The 15,587-nt window shown below is 55.5% G+C and carries 13 protein-coding genes; 7 read left to right on the top strand and 6 right to left on the bottom strand.

Translation table 11 applies throughout. The features are described from left to right. Window positions 1-13: 13 nt before the first annotated feature. Window positions 14-3,262: a transcription-repair coupling factor gene (mfd, locus tag AC6T8Q_RS18280; RefSeq protein ID WP_500680449.1), complete on the bottom strand. Its 3,249-nt coding sequence runs from the start codon at window positions 3,260-3,262 to the stop codon at window positions 14-16. Between the two features lie 319 nt (window positions 3,263-3,581). Between mfd and AC6T8Q_RS18275 the strand changes: the two genes are divergently transcribed. Continuing rightward, window positions 3,582-5,336 carry a redoxin domain-containing protein gene (locus AC6T8Q_RS18275; protein WP_500680448.1) on the top strand — a complete coding sequence of 585 codons (1,755 nt, stop codon included), beginning with the start codon at window positions 3,582-3,584 and terminating at the stop codon, window positions 5,334-5,336. A gap of 6 nt (window positions 5,337-5,342) precedes the next feature. On the opposite strand, the gene AC6T8Q_RS18270 is transcribed toward AC6T8Q_RS18275, so the two are convergent. Then, window positions 5,343-5,678 (bottom strand): hypothetical protein, encoded by a 336-nt coding sequence (locus AC6T8Q_RS18270; protein WP_500680447.1) that lies wholly within the window; start codon window positions 5,676-5,678, stop codon window positions 5,343-5,345. 168 nt (window positions 5,679-5,846) lie between these two features. On the opposite strand from AC6T8Q_RS18270, the gene AC6T8Q_RS18265 reads away from it, so the two are divergent. Both AC6T8Q_RS18265 and ilvB read left to right on the top strand, forming a co-directional pair. Then, the gene (locus AC6T8Q_RS18265) at window positions 5,847-6,071 is read left to right on the top strand and encodes a hypothetical protein (RefSeq protein ID WP_500680446.1); all 225 of its coding nucleotides are present in this window, start codon (window positions 5,847-5,849) and stop codon (window positions 6,069-6,071) included. A gap of 276 nt (window positions 6,072-6,347) precedes the next feature. Beyond that, window positions 6,348-8,087 carry a biosynthetic-type acetolactate synthase large subunit gene (gene ilvB, locus AC6T8Q_RS18260; RefSeq protein WP_500680476.1) on the top strand — a complete coding sequence of 580 codons (1,740 nt, stop codon included), beginning with the start codon at window positions 6,348-6,350 and terminating at the stop codon, window positions 8,085-8,087. A 106-nt stretch (window positions 8,088-8,193) separates the two neighbouring features. On the opposite strand, the gene AC6T8Q_RS18255 is transcribed toward ilvB, so the two are convergent. Both AC6T8Q_RS18255 and AC6T8Q_RS18250 read right to left on the bottom strand, forming a co-directional pair. Continuing rightward, entirely contained in the window at window positions 8,194-8,466 is a 273-nt protein-coding gene (locus AC6T8Q_RS18255; RefSeq protein ID WP_500680445.1) for a small basic protein, read from the bottom strand. Window positions 8,467-8,594: 128 nt separating this feature from the next. Beyond that, the gene (locus AC6T8Q_RS18250) at window positions 8,595-9,497 is read right to left on the bottom strand and encodes a serine/threonine protein kinase (protein ID WP_500680444.1); all 903 of its coding nucleotides are present in this window, start codon (window positions 9,495-9,497) and stop codon (window positions 8,595-8,597) included. Window positions 9,498-9,777: 280 nt separating this feature from the next. Between AC6T8Q_RS18250 and AC6T8Q_RS18245 the strand changes: the two genes are divergently transcribed. Next, window positions 9,778-10,890: a DUF1559 family PulG-like putative transporter gene (locus AC6T8Q_RS18245; RefSeq protein ID WP_500680443.1), complete on the top strand. Its 1,113-nt coding sequence runs from the start codon at window positions 9,778-9,780 to the stop codon at window positions 10,888-10,890. A gap of 83 nt (window positions 10,891-10,973) precedes the next feature. Here AC6T8Q_RS18245 and rbp read toward each other — a convergent pair whose 3' ends face one another. Beyond that, on the bottom strand, window positions 10,974-11,270 hold the full coding sequence (gene rbp / locus AC6T8Q_RS18240; RefSeq protein ID WP_496920335.1) for an RNA-binding regulator: 297 nt from the start codon (window positions 11,268-11,270) through the stop codon (window positions 10,974-10,976). A 577-nt stretch (window positions 11,271-11,847) separates the two neighbouring features. Next, the gene (locus AC6T8Q_RS18235; protein WP_500680475.1) at window positions 11,848-13,251 is read right to left on the bottom strand and encodes an alpha/beta hydrolase-fold protein; all 1,404 of its coding nucleotides are present in this window, start codon (window positions 13,249-13,251) and stop codon (window positions 11,848-11,850) included. Window positions 13,252-13,423: 172 nt separating this feature from the next. Here AC6T8Q_RS18235 and AC6T8Q_RS18230 point away from each other — a divergent pair, with 172 nt between their 5' ends. The 3 genes from AC6T8Q_RS18230 (at window position 13,424) to AC6T8Q_RS18220 (ending at window position 15,472) form a co-directional block, all read left to right on the top strand. Then, window positions 13,424-14,443 carry a serine/threonine-protein kinase gene (locus AC6T8Q_RS18230; protein WP_500680442.1) on the top strand — a complete coding sequence of 340 codons (1,020 nt, stop codon included), beginning with the start codon at window positions 13,424-13,426 and terminating at the stop codon, window positions 14,441-14,443. A 186-nt stretch (window positions 14,444-14,629) separates the two neighbouring features. Next, complete coding sequence (locus AC6T8Q_RS18225) at window positions 14,630-15,235, top strand: DUF6677 family protein (RefSeq protein ID WP_496920332.1); 606 nt, start codon at window positions 14,630-14,632, stop codon at window positions 15,233-15,235. A gap of 15 nt (window positions 15,236-15,250) precedes the next feature. Beyond that, window positions 15,251-15,472: a hypothetical protein gene (locus AC6T8Q_RS18220; RefSeq protein WP_496920331.1), complete on the top strand. Its 222-nt coding sequence runs from the start codon at window positions 15,251-15,253 to the stop codon at window positions 15,470-15,472. Window positions 15,473-15,587: the final 115 nt, after the last annotated feature.

The raw sequence follows: 15,587 nt of genomic DNA, 5'->3' as shown, positions 1-15,587 counted from the left end.
AGCGGGGGGGAGTCTAGTGGCTGGGCTCGATTCGCTGCAAGAGCGTTTCCAGTGATTCCATAATTCGCTCCGGCTCGGCGATCTCTTTGCCCAGTGGCAAATAAGCACTCTGATCGTCGGCGATCCGCAACTGTCCCTGGCTGCGTGCTACCAGCAAGTCGAGTTGCCGGCGGCTTTTATAGCCCAGCACCACGTACTGCCCTTCTACATGGATCGAGCCAATCTGCCAGCCGTGGGCCCAAATCCGCAAGCGTGCTAGCTGCACCAGTTGCTCCACGGGGGCTGGCAGCGGACCAAAGCGGTCGACCAGTTCCGCGCGGAATTCGTCGAGATCCTTTTCAGCAACCAAACGGCTCAAGCGGCGGTAGAGATCGATTTTGATCCGCATGTCGGGAACATATTGGCGTGGAAAGAAGGCCCCGATGGGGAGGTCCACCAACACGTCGACCGAATCGCGTGGAGGAAGTTTCTTGAGCTGCCGAACTGCCTTTTCGAGCAACGCACAGTAAAGTTCGTAACCCACCGTGGCAATGTGACCGCTTTGTTGTGTGCCGAGCAAATTGCCCGCCCCGCGGAGTTCAAGATCGCGCATCGCGAGTGCGAAGCCTGCCCCCATTTGGCTGAATTCTTCGATCGCGCGCAATCGCCGCGCGGCTTCGGGCGAAAGATGTCGGTTCTCATCGACGAGCAAATAGCAATAAGCCCGATGCTTGTAGCGTCCTACACGGCCGCGGAGTTGGTGCAAGTCGGCCAGTCCGTAGCGATCGGCGTCGTCGATGAAAATTGTGTTGGCGTTGGGGATGTCGAGACCGCTTTCGATGATCGTCGTGGCCAGCAGGATGTCGTAACTGCCGCGGACAAAGCCGAGCATCGCGTCTTCGAGTTCCGTCTCGGTCATCTGGCCATGTCCGATGCCGATGCTCGCTTCGGGAACGATCTCTCGCAATTTGGCCGCAAGATTGTGAATATCGTGAATGCGATTGTGGACGAAGAACACCTGGCCCCCGCGGTTGAGTTCGCGCAAGATCGCATGGCGGAGGAGCGTTTCATCGAAGCGGGCGACACGCGTCTCGACTGCCAAGCGGTCTTTGGGGGGTGTTTCCAAATTGGAAATGCTGCGAGCCCCCAACAGCGACATGTGAAGCGTGCGCGGAATGGGGGTGGCGGTCATGGTGAGCACGTCGACACTCGCCCGCAAGGCTTTGAGTCGTTCCTTGACGGTCACGCCGAAGCGTTGTTCCTCGTCGATGATTACGAGGCCTAAATTTTGGAATTTCACGTCGGGCGAAACCAAACGGTGCGTGCCGATCAGTAAGTCGATACTGCCTGCGGCGGTCCCTTCCAGAATCTGCCGCTGCTCTTTGGCCGAGCTGAACCGCGTGAGCGTGGCGATTTGGAACGGATACTCAGCCATTCTCTGCTTGAAAGTGCGGCCATGTTGTTCGGCGAGCACTGTCGTCGGCACAAGTACGGCGACTTGATAACCGGCGTCGATGGCTTTGAACGCAGCTCGCATCGCCATTTCGGTTTTGCCAAAACCAACGTCGCCGCAAAGCAGGCGATCCATCGGCTTGGAAAGTTGCATGTCGGCTTTGATCGAGGCGATGGCCGACAGTTGGTCGGGGGTTTCTTGATAAGGAAACGCGGCATCAAACTCCTGCTGCCAAACGGTGTCGTCGGGAAAGGCTATGCCGGGGCGCGAACTACGCGCTGCCTCCAGTTCCAACATTTCCGTGGCGTAGTCGGTGACGGCTTTTTCGGCCGCTTGTTTCTGGCGAACCCACGATTTGCCGCCAATGTGGGCGAGCGTGGGCCGTGCCTGCCGCCCGCCGACATACTTTTGCACGAGCTCGATGCGGCTCGTGGGGACATAGATTCGCGTGCCGCCGTGGAACTCAACTTCGAGATGTTCTTCGGCCCCCTGCTCTTTTTCAAGCAGTTTCAAACCCCGATAGCGGCCAATCCCGTGGGAAAGATGGACAACCAAATCCCCTTCGCGGAGTTGCAGAAAACTGTCGATCGCCCTGCCCGTTTGGCGTTGGGTCGGTCGTGAAAACTCTTCGCGATGGAAAAGCTCGGCGGCGCTGATGAGCAGCACCTGCTCTTGGACAAAGCGAAATCCCCGAGCAAGTCGCCCGGTTACAAACTGAAGCAGTCCTTCTTTAAGCAAGCGTGTTTGAGAAAAAAGTTCACCAAGGCGTTCGGCTTCGGCCTCGGTTTCGGTCACCAAATAAACGCGATGATCCGCCGCCGCGGTTTCCAGCTCCTCTCGCACGCGGTGAATATCGCCGCTGAAGCGTTCGACCGATTCAAACTGCAAATGGGCCGTCGTGTCATACGACCCCGTCGGCACCCCCGCCGCTGTGACCGTGGGAAATTTGTTGATTTCGCTGAGCGTGAGCGACGTGGAAAAAAAATTCTCCGGCTTTTCGAGCCGCTGGTGATAGTAGCGGCCTTCTTCTTGGAGTTCGTTGGGTTCGACAAGTAAGAACCAACTCTCCTGGGGCAGGTAAGCAGCGAGGTGCGTGCGGTTCTCGCGTGTTGGTTGTAGGACCGTGATATCGACGGACTGCAGTGATTCCAAGCTCCGCTGTGTGGCGACGTCGAACGTCCGCAACGATTCAACTTCATCGCCGAAGAGCTCGACCCGAATGGGGTGTTCGGCATCGGGAGGGTATAGGTCGAGAATCCCACCGCGCAAGGAAAACTCGCCCGCGAGTTCCACCGCCGAGGTGCTGGTGCAGCCTTCCTCGGCAAGCCAGCGGGTGAGTTCGGCCGTATCGAGCGTGTCGCCCACTTTGATTTGCCGGGTGGCTTGAGTGAGCGTCTCCGCGCTTGGCACGGGCTGCATCAAACTTTGAATGGCTGTGACAACGATGCGCGGCTTGCGCTGGGAACTCAGAGATTTGAGCAGTCGGAGGCGCTGGCCATAGATTTCGTCGTTGAGTACCCGCTCGCCGGCGTCGGTTTCCCAGGCGGGGAATTGCGCCACAGTGGCGTCGGTAAACAGCGTGAGGTCGTCGGAGAGCGAATCGAGGTCGCGAATGTGCGGCAAAACCACGACCAAGGTTTGCGGGGCGTGGTGTTCGAGGGCTGCCGCGACGAGCGCGCAGGAGGATCCCCAGACTCCGCCGAGCGTCCCGCCATGACCTGCGGTCAAGCTCGCTAGCACGTCAGCGAAGCCGCTGTGCCGCTCAAGTTGGTTGGCCAGTTGGTGCAGCTCACGGGCAGCCGCCGTACTGGCCTCGACGACTGTGGACATCATGCAAGTGAGCGAATTGTAAGCCGGATGCACGATTGAGAAAAGACAATAACGGACTCTGAGTGCATCTGCCTGATAGAGAGATTTGATCGGACAATTCGATTTTTTTCAGCAGTCTACCGCAGGAGAGCATTTACAGGTCAGGTATTTGGCGGAAAGTTGTAATCGCTCTCTGTACACCAGCGTATTTGCTGGTGCCTACCTTGTTTGTTGATATTTGGGGGCCGAGTTGCAGGTTGCGAAAACTTGTCGGACAATAACGCAGAGATTTGATTAACAAAGGATTTGTCTCGCGTTCTTTGAACGGAGAGGAATAACGATGAAGTTCATCTGGGCAGCAATTTGTTTGATCCTCATTCCCTCGGCTAGCCAAGCCGCCGAGGCTGTGATTTCCGAGTTTGAGCTGCAGGACTATCTGGGCGCAGAACACAAGCTGAGCGATTGGGAAGACAAGCCGATCGTGGTTGTGACGTTTTTGGGAACGGAATGCCCGCTGGCGAAACTTTACGGCAGCCGTTTGGCGGATATGGCCAAAGAATATGAAGCCGACGGCGTGCAGTTCGTTGGCGTCAATTCCAACCAACAGGACACGCTTCGCGAGATCGCGCATTACGCCGAGAAGCACAAGATTGAGTTCCCATTGCTTAAGGATTCCGTGCACACGCTTGCCGATCAATTCGGGGCTGAACGCACCCCCACGGTGTACGTGCTCGATAAGGATCGCAAGGTTCGCTACAGCGGCCGGATTGACGACCAGTTTGGCGTGGGTTACAGCCGGAGCGAGATCAAGCAAAACAATTTGGCCAATGCGTTAGAAGATTTGCTCGCGGGTCAAGAAGTCGCACTCCCCGAGACCGAGGCGGTTGGCTGCATCATCGGGCGTAGTAAAAAGGTCGAGCCAACGGGCGACATTACGTACGCCGAACATGTTTCGAGATTGATGCAGCAACACTGCGTCCGCTGCCATCGCGAGGGACAGGTCGCGCCGTTTGCACTCACGAGTTATGACGAAGTGGCCGCTTGGGCGGAAACGATGCTTGAAGTGATCGACGACGGGCGGATGCCGCCGTGGCATGCCGATCCGAAAGTGGGGCACTTTTCCAACGACGCTCGCATGAGCGACGCGGATAAGAAAACGTTTCGCCAGTGGGTCGACAATGGCATGCCCGAGGGGGATTCCAGCAAGCTGCCCGCTCCTTTGGATTTCGTCGAAGGTTGGCAGATCCCAGAACCGGAAAAAGTCTACAAGATGGAAAAGGTGTTCACCGTTCCCCCCAAAGGAACTGTGCCCTATGTCTATATGGTGATCGAGCCGAGCATGCCGGAAAACACTTGGATCTCCGCCGCGGAAGTCCGGCCGAGTAACTACGCGGTAGTGCATCATGCGATCGCGTTTTTCATTCCGCCCGATCGCGATTTCAAGGCGAGCGACCCGCTAATCAATTCGATTGGCACTTATTCGCCAGGCATGCCCCCGGCCTCATGGCCCAAGGGATATGCACGGTTTATTCCCAAAGGGGCGAAACTCGTTTTCCAATTGCATTACACGCCCAACGGCAGTATTCAAACCGATCGATCCGAACTGGGCTTGGTTTATGCCGATCCGGCCGAAGTGCAGAAGAAAATTGAGTACGACGTGGCGGTGAATCCGAGATTCAACATTCCGGCGGGGGATCCGAATTATCATGTCCCAGCCGAACATCGCTTCCGTGAAGACAAGATTCTGCACATGCTCGTGCCGCACATGCACCTCCGCGGCAAGGCCTTCCGCTACACGGCTAACTATCCCGACGGCACGCTGGAAGTGTTGCTTGACGTGCCGAACTACGATTTCAATTGGCAGAATGCCTACGTCCTCGCCGAACCAAAACTCATGCCCGCGGGCACGGTGATGCACTGCGACGCCTATTTTGATAACTCGGCGGACAATCTTATGAATCCGGACCCCACCAAGGATATCCATTGGGGGGATCAATCGTGGGATGAGATGATGATTGGCTCGATGGTTCTGACCGAGCCTGACGCAGAGGTTGATCGCGAAGCCCGTTCCAAAGATTCCACGACGCAGCAATAATCGCTATCAATAAACCTCGATCGACTCAATCCGTTCGCGCGGAATCCAGACGTGTTTCGTGGGAGTGTTTGGTGAGTTCGGATCGGGCACGGTTTGCAACACGATCCACCGCTCGCTTTGTTCGGTAATTTTGCCGATCCACTCAAGCGGCTCGTCACTAACGGCTTTCACGGTGCAGGTAACACCCAAGGGCGGGGCATGCAGCTCCCGCGCGCGCCGCGCCGAATTCTCGCTATATTCGGACCAGTAAGAAAATCCGCTCCAGAGGATCATTCCCGCCACCAACAGCAAAATGGCTGTGCGATAGCGAATGCGGAAGAAGGAGCGAGGTGCAGTTGCCATGGCCGTATCGTAGCATTTCGCTGGAAGGAACAGTACATCAAGCCGTCACAATCGTGGCGAGCCACTTAATGCGTAGGTGGTTTGCTTCTCTGGAGACACATCTCATCTTGGACGATACCGAACGATGAGGCACAGTACATTCAATCAGATTGTTGAGGAATCCACGCCATGTTTCGTTCTCTATTCTTGGCACTGGGTGCTTACACCTGTTTGCTCGGGGTCGAAGCCATAGCCGTTGAAAAGGCCGTGCTGAAGGAGCCCGCCGAGGGTCAAAAAGCCTTCATCGAGCAACGCGAAATCGTGCCGCCGGTCTGGGCTCCTTCCGTCTTAATGGGGGGTGGCGCGGTTGTGGTCCTCTATTCGTTCACGATACCCAAGCGGATGAACGGCTGAGCGAACCGAGCTGGGTTCAAATTTGTCCAGAGACTGTGCTGGCGGTCTCGTCGACGGATTTCTCTGTTTTTCCGGGGAAATTCGCCGTTCTTCTTGAACCCACGGCCGATTTGGCACATCGTGGAAATCCTTGTTTCAAGCCGCAAGTCGGTTTAAGATAAAGGGTTCGAGTAGTTGTTGGTTGCTTGAATCAACACGTTTATTTTATTCGTTGGATTGAGGTGCATCGTGGCTACAGTGGAAAAGCAAAAGAAGACTCCCCCCAAGACTGACCTGATGAGTGGTGCCGACATTCTGGTCGAATCCTTGGTCAACTTGGGTGTCGACCAGATCTTTGCTTACCCGGGCGGGTGCAGCATGCCGTTGCATCAGGCGCTTACCCGCTATGGCGACAAGCTCCGCACGATTTTGCCCCGTCACGAGCAAGGTGGCGCGTTTGCGGCCCAAGGCTTGGCTCGCAGCACCGGCAGGGTGGGTGTTTGTATGGCCACGAGTGGCCCTGGGGCCACGAATCTCGTGACCGCCATCGCCGATGCCAAGCTCGACAGCATTCCGCTGATCGCAATCACCGGCCAGGTACCGACCAAGGTAATTGGCTCGGATGCGTTCCAAGAAACGCCAATCGTCGAAGTTTGCCGCGGCATCACCAAACATCATTATCTGGTGACCGACGTCAACGACGTGGCCCGTGTGGTTCGCGAGGCGTTTTTAATCGCCACGTCGGGTCGTCCTGGGCCCGTGTTGATCGACATGCCCAAGGACGTGCAGATGGCGTATTGCACGCCTGACTACACATCACCGCTCAACCTGCCCGGGTTCAAAGCTGAGAATCCGAAGGCGCGGCCCGAACAGATCAATCAGATTGCCGCGGCGATCAAGAGAGCTCGCCGTCCCGTGATTTACGCCGGTGGTGGCATAATCACGGCCGAGGCGAGCGATGCGCTGCAGACATTGGTCAAGAAAACCGGCATCCCGATCACAACCACCGTGATGGGGCTCGGGGCCTATCCTTCGACGGATCGCTTATCCCTCGACATGCTGGGCATGCACGGGTCGGTCTATGCGAACTACGCCGTAGATGAGGCCGATCTGCTGATCGCCTTGGGCGTGCGGTTCGATGATCGCGTGACCGGCAAGGTCGAAGAATTCTGCAAGCATGGCAAGATTATTCACGTTGATATCGATGCGTCGGAACTCAACAAGAACAAGCTCGCGCACATTCCCGTGTGCAGCGACGTGAAATATGCCTTGGATGAATTGAACAAGATCGTCGAAGCCCCTGAAGATATTTCTGAATGGGTCGAGAAGTGCCTGCAATGGAAAGCTGACGAGCCGTTCAAGTACGATACGGCTTACGAAGGAATTTTGCAGCAATCGGCGATTCACACGTTGTGGCAACTTACCCAAAAGTATGATCCGATTATTTCAGTGGGCGTGGGCCAGCACCAAATGTGGGCCGCCCAGTTCTACAAATTCGTCGAGCCTCGCCGTTGGCTCTGCAGTAGCGGCCTGGGAACGATGGGGTTTGGACTCCCCGCCGCGATGGGCGCCCAAGCCGCCAACCCCGGACGCTTGGTGTTCGACATCGACGGCGACGGCAGCTTCTTGATGAACATTCAAGAGTTGGCCACCTGCGCCTGCGAAAAGTTGCCGGTGAAGGTGTTGTTGCTCAACAACCAGCACCTTGGCATGGTGGTGCAATGGGAAGATCGCTTCATGGCCGGCAATCGGGCACACACCTATCTCGGTCCGATCGACAACCCTGAATGGCGGGGTGAAGGGGACGGCATTGGCCCCCGCGAGCGTAGCAACCGCTATCCCGATTTCGTGACGATCGCCAAAGGGTTCGGCTGCGGCGCCGCGTATATCGAAAGGAAAGTCGATCTCGTGCCGGCCATCGAAGAAATGATCGCTCACGACGGGCCTTATGTGCTCGACGTGGCCGTGCCATATCAAGAGCACGTGCTGCCGATGATCCCCGGCGGCCAAACCGTGCGGGATATTATTAAGGAATAGAAGTTGTTTCTACTAAGTAGAAAAAACAAAAAAGGCTGGTGAGAATCGCTTCTCACCAGCCCCATGGTTTTATTAGCTCTGTGTATTTCGTTAAGCCGCGAGTGGCTTACTTCTTTTTCTTTGGAGCTTCCTTGGCGGGTGCAGCGCCCTTGGCACCTTTTCCACCCTTGCCCTTGGTTGTGGCATCTTCTTCCTTCTTTTCCTTCTTTTTCTTCTTCAGCTGAAGCTTGCGGACTCGCACCTTGGCCAGACCCAACGGGGAATCGCCCTCGGTCCAGCGGTCCATTTCCTTGAGCTTCTCAAGACGCTCAATCCGCGTGAGCACGCTGCGACTGGAGGTCGCACCGCGGCGAACTTTCAAACTTTTATCGATGGTCATCTCACTCAACTCCCGAAGATCCACACCCTCAGGCGTGGCAAATCAATTTGGTCGAATCGACCAGTATAGACCGCGGTTTAGTATTCCGGCAAGGGTGTCACGGCAGGCTTAGGGCGGCAAAATTTGCCCTATTTCCGCCGCAAATTCGAGGGGTGTTCCGCTTTTTCGTGGGCCACATGAGAAATTGCCGATAAAAATTGCTTCATCGACGAGGTACGCGCTTCGGGATCCGGTGCCAGGCAATGATGGATCGCCTTGGCCACTTCGGGATGGATATCCGCCACGTGCTTGGTGAGTGCCGTGGGCTCGGACTGTCCGTTGCTCATCGCCGCCAAGCCGTCCCCCGTGCCGCGCTGCCAGGGAAGGTCAAAGGCAAACATTTCGTACATCGACACGCCAAAGGCGAAAATGTCGAGCCGCTGGTCGGTCGGTTTGCGGCGGACGACCTCGGGGGCCATGTAGTTGGGTGTCCCCGTGCGAATGCCCGGCTGCATAAATTCTTTTCGCGACGGCACGGTTAGGCCGAAGTCGATCAGCTTGAGCGATGTCACATCGGCCGAACAGACGAAATTTCGCGGGCAGATATCGCGATGGATGTAACCCGCTTCGTGAACAACTTGCAGGGCCTCGGCGGCTTGTCTCATGAGGGCGACCCGGTTGCCGTCGAGTTGCTTGCTCTTGCCGATGATGAGCGAGTTCAAACCGGGGCCGTCGAGGAACTCCATCACGATAAACTGCTGGCCTTTGGAAGTGGTGCCGTAGCCCATGGTTCGCACGATGCGGGGGTGCTGAAACAACATGGCGATTTCGCCTTCCGAGGGCTTGTTCAAGCCACGGAAGCGCATTTCGAGCTGCTCGGTCTTTTCCTTGTCGAGGATTTTCAAGCCGACGATTTGATCCGTCCCGCGGTCGCGAGCCTTGTGAAAGTCCGACATCGTGCCGGAGACGGCATCGCGTAGGATTTCGTACCGCTTGGCAATGTCGACTTTGCCGCCGTCGAGAATCGATTTGAAAAACGAGCCAATCCCCATCTCGGATCCTATTGCGAGGCCCCAGAAATTCACCCCCACGCCGCCATCTTTTAATCTACGACCCGGAGGCCCTCCCGACAAGAAACGAAGCGTGGCCGGGGGTCTCAACACTGCCCGGGGCCGGGGTGGGGACCACCCGGCTCGCTGTTTTCTACAATCGCTGGCATTTTCCCGGGATTTGGGTGATAATTATGTGGCTGGTCCGCCAGGTGTCAGGAACAATTCTTTTGAGGCGACGCGGCGGCGTGAGCCGGAACAAACTTTTCGAGGAGAGTCTCTTATGAAACTTCCAGCGGCAAAATTGTCAGCGGGTCGCGGTTTCACCTTGGTCGAGCTGTTGATCGTGATCGCCATCATCGGCACGCTCGTGGGCTTGCTCTTGCCGGCGGTCAATGCGGCTCGCGCCCGTTCCCGCCAGGCGCAATGCCTGAACAACATGAAGGAACTCGGCACGGGGATGAGCAGTTATACCACATCGAAGAACGGCGAGTTTCCCGGACTCGTTCAATACCAAAGAATTGGTATTCCAGTTGATGTGTATGCCGATTTTGAATTTATGGATGGTCTTCCCAACAATCCGGACAAAGTTGTTGATCTGGCGATGCCTTGGACGGCGAAGCTACTCGCCAATCTCGACCAACAAGGTCTCGCCGAACAGCTGACGACAAACAACGGCGGCGCGGGTATGGACCCCTCGAGCCCGCAATCGATTTATAAAAACCCTCCCAGGCTCGCGATCTTCGTTTGCCCTAGCGACGAAGGTACGAATGCCGAAGTTGCAAAAGTGAGTTACGTTGCCAACTCAGGCTATTTCGACCGCACTCAGAAGAACGGTGGCAATCAGATCAACGACGTAAAGGCCAACGGCGTATTCCACGACCAAAGATACTCTGGTGCCGCCAAAGTGAAATTGGGCGCAGACATCAAGGATGGCGGTAATTCGACTTTGATGTTCTCAGAAAACATCCATCGTGATGAAACCATCGGTTCCAATGCGGTGACTTGGTTGGGTCCCGTGACGCTCGATCCGCGGCTGCCCAATCTCGGTTTGAATGTCGAGCAAATCTATGGCATGGTTTGGGATTTCGACCCCTCATCCCCTGCAAATCCTTCCTCGCAGGCACCTCTGAATCGAGCAGATGCATCGGTTTCGGATTACGCTTCAGAGGGTCGATTTTATGCTCGTCCTGCGAGCAGTCATTCGGAAGTATTCAATGTAGTTTTTGTGGGTGGGAATGCTAAAGCCATCGCTGAGAATATCGAATATCGAGTTTATCAGCAGTTGATGACACCCAATGGTGCAAAAGCGGACGCACTCGATTACACCGCCAATGATGAGCCCGAGAGAATGAGGCAATTCATGAATCCGCCCCTCAAGGAATCGGATTATTGATTTTGTTTGGCTGAACTTGGAAATACAAACAGCCCGGAGAGCAAACTCTCCGGACTGTTTCTTTTTGTACTCACTCGAACCGATTACCAACGGCGTCCGCCACCGCCGCCGCTGCGACCACCGCCGCCACTCCGTTCAGCTTTGGGGCGAGCTTCGTTGACGGTCACGGTTCGACCGTCGATCTCCTGGCCGTTGACGCTATCGATCGCCGCCCGCGCTTCGTCCTCGTTGTTCATCGTCACGAAGGCAAATCCACGGGGACGGCCCGTTTCGCGATCCATCACGATAGCCACTTCTTCCACTCGTCCGTGATCGCTGAACGCGGTCTCAAGACTTTCCTGGGTGGTCGAATACGATAGGTTACCCACATACAATTTCATCTCACGGACTCCAAAAAGACGGGCCCTTTGCCACGTGCGACAAGATTAATTCAGTCTGACGAGAAAAGTGCCGGCACTCGCAAGACGGTACTTTGGCGGCGAACACCAAGGCCGGGGGAGGAAACACCCTCTTGCGCTTAAAAAAGACTCCCACTGCATTTGCGGCTCGAAAAGCTTGTGTAGCGCGCGTGCCGCATGCGACGCACCATGGATCGCCATTCTAACGACTTGGTAGGCCGTGTCGAGAATATCTGGCCTTGAGCTAGGTTTTCGGGATGATTTCTTCGCAAAAGCACCACTTCCGGGGGGCTTTTTGATCAGATTTTAGCATTGTGTGCTTGTCCAAAGTTACAGATTTAAAGAACCACGAATAAGACGAATCTGCACGAATCAAATTGCAAATCCAAAGGGACAATTGATCCCCCCTTAAAACAAATCATAAGCGCATATTAGCGAGCATTAGCGGTTAATTCTTGTTCCTATTTGTGTAATTCGCGTAGTTCGCTTCGTATTTGCATCAGGATGTCGTAATAACGCCAAGCGGCGGGAGTATCGCCCTCTTGAAGGTGATCGGGCTTCAGGATGAGATCGCCGGTCGAGGCAACGCGCTTGATACGATGGGGTTCTGACAAACCTTCGCTTTCGTGGCGGCGACGATCAAGCGATAATGTTCACCGGGTTGGTCAGGACGATAGGGAAATCGCCGGCCATTGAAGCTGACCCAGTCGATGCCCATTTTACGCATGCTCTCGGAAGCCAAGTCGCCGGCTTGCTTGGCCTCGAAGGCGACCATCTGAGCCACTTCGTCGCGGGTAAACTCCCACTTCACTTCTGGATGATCGTTGCGTGGGTCATCTGGACCTTCCGGATATTTCATCGATTGCCAAAACCCTTCCAGGCTTGCATAGCGTTTGTCGCAGAACGTAAATGGTGTCGCGGCAAAATTGGAGAGCAGCCCCAGTTCGTTGCGTTTCGATAAGATCACTTCGCCATCTTGGGCGGCCTGCGGCAAAATTTCCCAAGCGGGTTTATTGGGATCCTCGATCGCCGACCACCAGTGACGTGGATAGAAACGTCCTGATTGCTTGCCGAGAAAGAACTCAAGCGGAATATCAACCCGTGCCCGCCAAGCACGCTCGGAATGGTCCGCACCGGCAAACTTACAGGTGAGCCAATTGCAACCGCGGATATAACCCCGCGCGGCGACGGCGGCGTCCATCATCCACTGAAAGCGTTCGTAATCTTTGTCGAGCGTCTCGGTGCCGAAGTCAAAATAAAGTTTGTGGCAGCACGGGTCGGGCAGCCGTTTACGAAAGGGATCAACCAGCATTCCGTCACCGAGTGGATAGTGCCCCGATATGCTCCCTGCTCCACCGAACACATTGGGATACTCGCAGATCGCATAAAGCGAAATGAATGCGCCTGCTGAGGAACCCATGGTGAAGGTGTTTGCGCATTCGGGTTGCGTGCGATAGGTCTTGTCGATAAACGGCTTGAGTTCATCGACAAGAAACTGGAGATAATGGTCAGCACGCAAGTCATCGAGTGTGAGAGCCTTGTCGCCATGCCCAAGGTCTTTGAGGACTTTATCGCGGAGCGACTCCTCGGCGAGTTCGCGAAACGCGCGTTCCGGCAAGTATTCTTTGGTCCGATCAATCGTGTTCCAGATGCCGACGACGATCGCTCCGCGAATCTTATTCTCGGCAATCAGCTTGGTCATCGCTTCGTCGACGCCCCAGTCAACGCCGATGAACGACTTGCTGGGATCGAAAAGATTCTGCCCGTCGTGCATGTAGACGACCGGATACCGCTTGTCGGGATCGGTGCCATAGGACGGCGGCAGCCAGACGTCGATGTGCCTGGAGGCTAGATTTTTGGCGGGAAAGTTGGGGTGATGCTCGATTATGCCCGTTACCCCCGACGGGCTTTCGGCGAGCGCAGCCGGACTTAGCCACAGCAAAATCACAATCCAAAATGGCATACTTTTCACGAATGGGCCTCCAAAATGGCTTGCCTCATATTCCAGCACTCCTTGCCAATTCGCAAGGTAAATCTGTTGGGAATCAACGAAACAATGGTTAGAATGTGGGTCGATCGCGAGTCAGGCGGCCTCGCATTTTTCTTTCCCTAGAACTTGCGCAAGGTTTGCGTTTATGCCGACGACTGAAGAATCAGTGGGGCCCTATGTATTGGGCCGTTGTTTGGGCCGCGGCGGATTTGGCGCCGTCTTTGAAGCTCATCATCAAGAAACGGGCCAGCGCGTCGCGATCAAGATCTTGCACGGCACTAAGGAGATGGAGCCCGAGGTCCAGCGGCGATTTGTCCGCGAAGTGGCCTTATTGAAAAAACTGGACAACCAAAATATCGTCCGTGTTTATGAAGCGGGACTCCACGAAGGCAGTATCTACTGTGCCATGGAACTCGTCGAGTGCGGCACGTTAAAGGACGTCCTCAACTCTCGCTATCGACTCCCCTGGCGTGAAGCCGCCGAAGTGACGGCACAGGTTTGCCGCGCGTTGGCTCATGCTCATGAGCGTGGGTGTGTGCATCGCGATCTCAAGCCGGCCAATCTTTATCTTTCCGACGACGGATTGGTTAAACTCGGAGACCTTGGCCTCGCGCGCGACCTGAACGACTCGCGTCTTACCGTGGCTGGCCAAACTGTTGGCACTTGGCGATACATGCCCCCCGAGCAAATCACGGGACAAGATAACATTGATGGCCGGTTAGATATCTATGCGTTGGGGTGTATTACTTTTGAAATGTTGTCGGGCCATGTCCCCTTTGACGGACCAGACTTTGCCACAATTTTCGATCAACATCTGGAAACCGCGCCGGCGCGGCTTGATGTGTTGGTGAAAGATTGTCCTACGGAGCTTGCCGATTTAGTCGATCAAATGTTGGCAAAGAAGCCCGAGGATCGTCCTGCCAATGCGATGATCATCGCCGAAGCCTTGGAAAACCTGCTCGCAGGCAAAGCAAACGCGGTGAGTTTTAATAATGCCAAGCAACCTGCCTCGGAATCGGCGAGTGATTCGACCGTCAGCATTCCCAACTTGACCCAGCGTTTGCAAGCAGGGGGAACTGTCGAAAAAAGTGGCCCCAACTTGAAAATGCTAGGGATTGTGGCTGTCGTACTCGCCGTGATCGGCCTGATCGCCGCGTTGCGATGAATTTCATCGGCAGGCAATATTCAAGCGTCTGCGGCGAATTGTCCTTAGAACACGAAGCCAACGCGATAATTCTGCCCTGGGACGACTCCATCTCGTTCTCTAAAATGGCGAATTCGTGGATTTCGTGTTAAGACCAACTCTTCGTAGGCCTGCGGCCAACGGACATGAATTTTTTTCCAATGCTATATGGCCAAAGTCCTGATTCCTAATGCCGACGGTTCCGACGCTCCTGGCGAAGCGGTAGTGATCGACCTCAAGCAGCCGTGGCTCGCCGGTTTGCTGGCGTGGGCCATTCCTGGCTTGGGTCACGTGTATCAAGGCCGCACGGGCAAGGGCCTGCTGTTTTTCATTTGCATCCTGGGCACGTTCGCCTATGGCCTTTACCTGGGTGGCGGCAAGGTTGTTTATGCGGCTACGAATTGGGAGCAGCAATATCGCTGGCAGTATTTGTGTCAGCTTGGCGTAGGCCTGCCGGCAACGCCCATGCTAATTCAACGTCAACGCGTTGAAAGTGGCAAGCCTCCGCTATGGAACGGCTTGATGGCTCCCCCCAAGAATGAGCCCACTCCCTGGAAAGACGATTCGGGCCACATGTCGACGCAGCCCAACGAACTCGCCAAGTGGACCGTTGAACTCCATCCGTTTTTCGAGATTGGAACCGTTTACACGGTCATCGCGGGGTTGCTGAATGTTTTAGTCATTTGCGATGCGGTGTCGGGGCCACTCATTCTTAAAACACATCCCAAGAAACAGGATCGTGACAAGCCGACGCCATCCGATGGCAGCTCTTAGTCGCGAGATCGTAGCATGCTTTCATTTTTGAATACTGTTCCGGTATACCCACTGCTTGCGGTGGTAAGTATGTGGTACGCCGTGCCTTTGATCGTGAGCGTGAGCTTGGTCTGTGCGGCAACGCATCACGAGGAATTCCGGCCGATCGTCAATCATGCGGTCCGCTTCGCCGGCTGGATCGTGGTGTTCATGGTGGTTGTGATGGCCGTTCTGTGGCTGATGGGCAAGCTGGTTTGATCGCAAGACATTACCCATCCTTCTAGCAGTCGCTTGTCGGTGAGGCGCCTAGACCTTATGCTAAAGGCCACATTTTGCGTCCGTAGCTCAATTGGATAGAGCACTGGTCTTCGGA

It is taken from the genome of Bythopirellula sp. (assembly GCF_041737835.1).
In the GTDB taxonomy this organism is placed as follows: domain Bacteria; phylum Planctomycetota; class Planctomycetia; order Pirellulales; family Lacipirellulaceae; genus Bythopirellula.
The sequence above is the reverse complement of the archived record's forward strand: the minus strand, read 5'-3'. Positions and strand labels throughout refer to the sequence as shown.

What these genes read in the sequence shown, in the direction of transcription:
- mfd (WP_500680449.1), bottom strand. Translation starts at nt 3,262, where the DNA reads ATGTCCACAGTCGTCGAGGCCAGTACGGCGGCTGCCCGTGAGCTGCAC.
- AC6T8Q_RS18275 (WP_500680448.1), top strand. Translation starts at nt 3,582, where the DNA reads ATGAAGTTCATCTGGGCAGCAATTTGTTTGATCCTCATTCCCTCGGCT.
- AC6T8Q_RS18270 (WP_500680447.1), bottom strand. Translation starts at nt 5,678, where the DNA reads ATGGCAACTGCACCTCGCTCCTTCTTCCGCATTCGCTATCGCACAGCC.
- AC6T8Q_RS18265 (WP_500680446.1), top strand. Translation starts at nt 5,847, where the DNA reads ATGTTTCGTTCTCTATTCTTGGCACTGGGTGCTTACACCTGTTTGCTC.
- ilvB (WP_500680476.1), top strand. Translation starts at nt 6,348, where the DNA reads ATGAGTGGTGCCGACATTCTGGTCGAATCCTTGGTCAACTTGGGTGTC.
- AC6T8Q_RS18255 (WP_500680445.1), bottom strand. Translation starts at nt 8,466, where the DNA reads ATGACCATCGATAAAAGTTTGAAAGTTCGCCGCGGTGCGACCTCCAGT.
- AC6T8Q_RS18250 (WP_500680444.1), bottom strand. Translation starts at nt 9,497, where the DNA reads ATGGGGATTGGCTCGTTTTTCAAATCGATTCTCGACGGCGGCAAAGTC.
- AC6T8Q_RS18245 (WP_500680443.1), top strand. Translation starts at nt 9,778, where the DNA reads ATGAAACTTCCAGCGGCAAAATTGTCAGCGGGTCGCGGTTTCACCTTG.
- rbp (WP_496920335.1), bottom strand. Translation starts at nt 11,270, where the DNA reads ATGAAATTGTATGTGGGTAACCTATCGTATTCGACCACCCAGGAAAGT.
- AC6T8Q_RS18235 (WP_500680475.1), bottom strand. Translation starts at nt 13,251, where the DNA reads ATGCCATTTTGGATTGTGATTTTGCTGTGGCTAAGTCCGGCTGCGCTC.
- AC6T8Q_RS18230 (WP_500680442.1), top strand. Translation starts at nt 13,424, where the DNA reads ATGCCGACGACTGAAGAATCAGTGGGGCCCTATGTATTGGGCCGTTGT.
- AC6T8Q_RS18225 (WP_496920332.1), top strand. Translation starts at nt 14,630, where the DNA reads ATGGCCAAAGTCCTGATTCCTAATGCCGACGGTTCCGACGCTCCTGGC.
- AC6T8Q_RS18220 (WP_496920331.1), top strand. Translation starts at nt 15,251, where the DNA reads ATGCTTTCATTTTTGAATACTGTTCCGGTATACCCACTGCTTGCGGTG.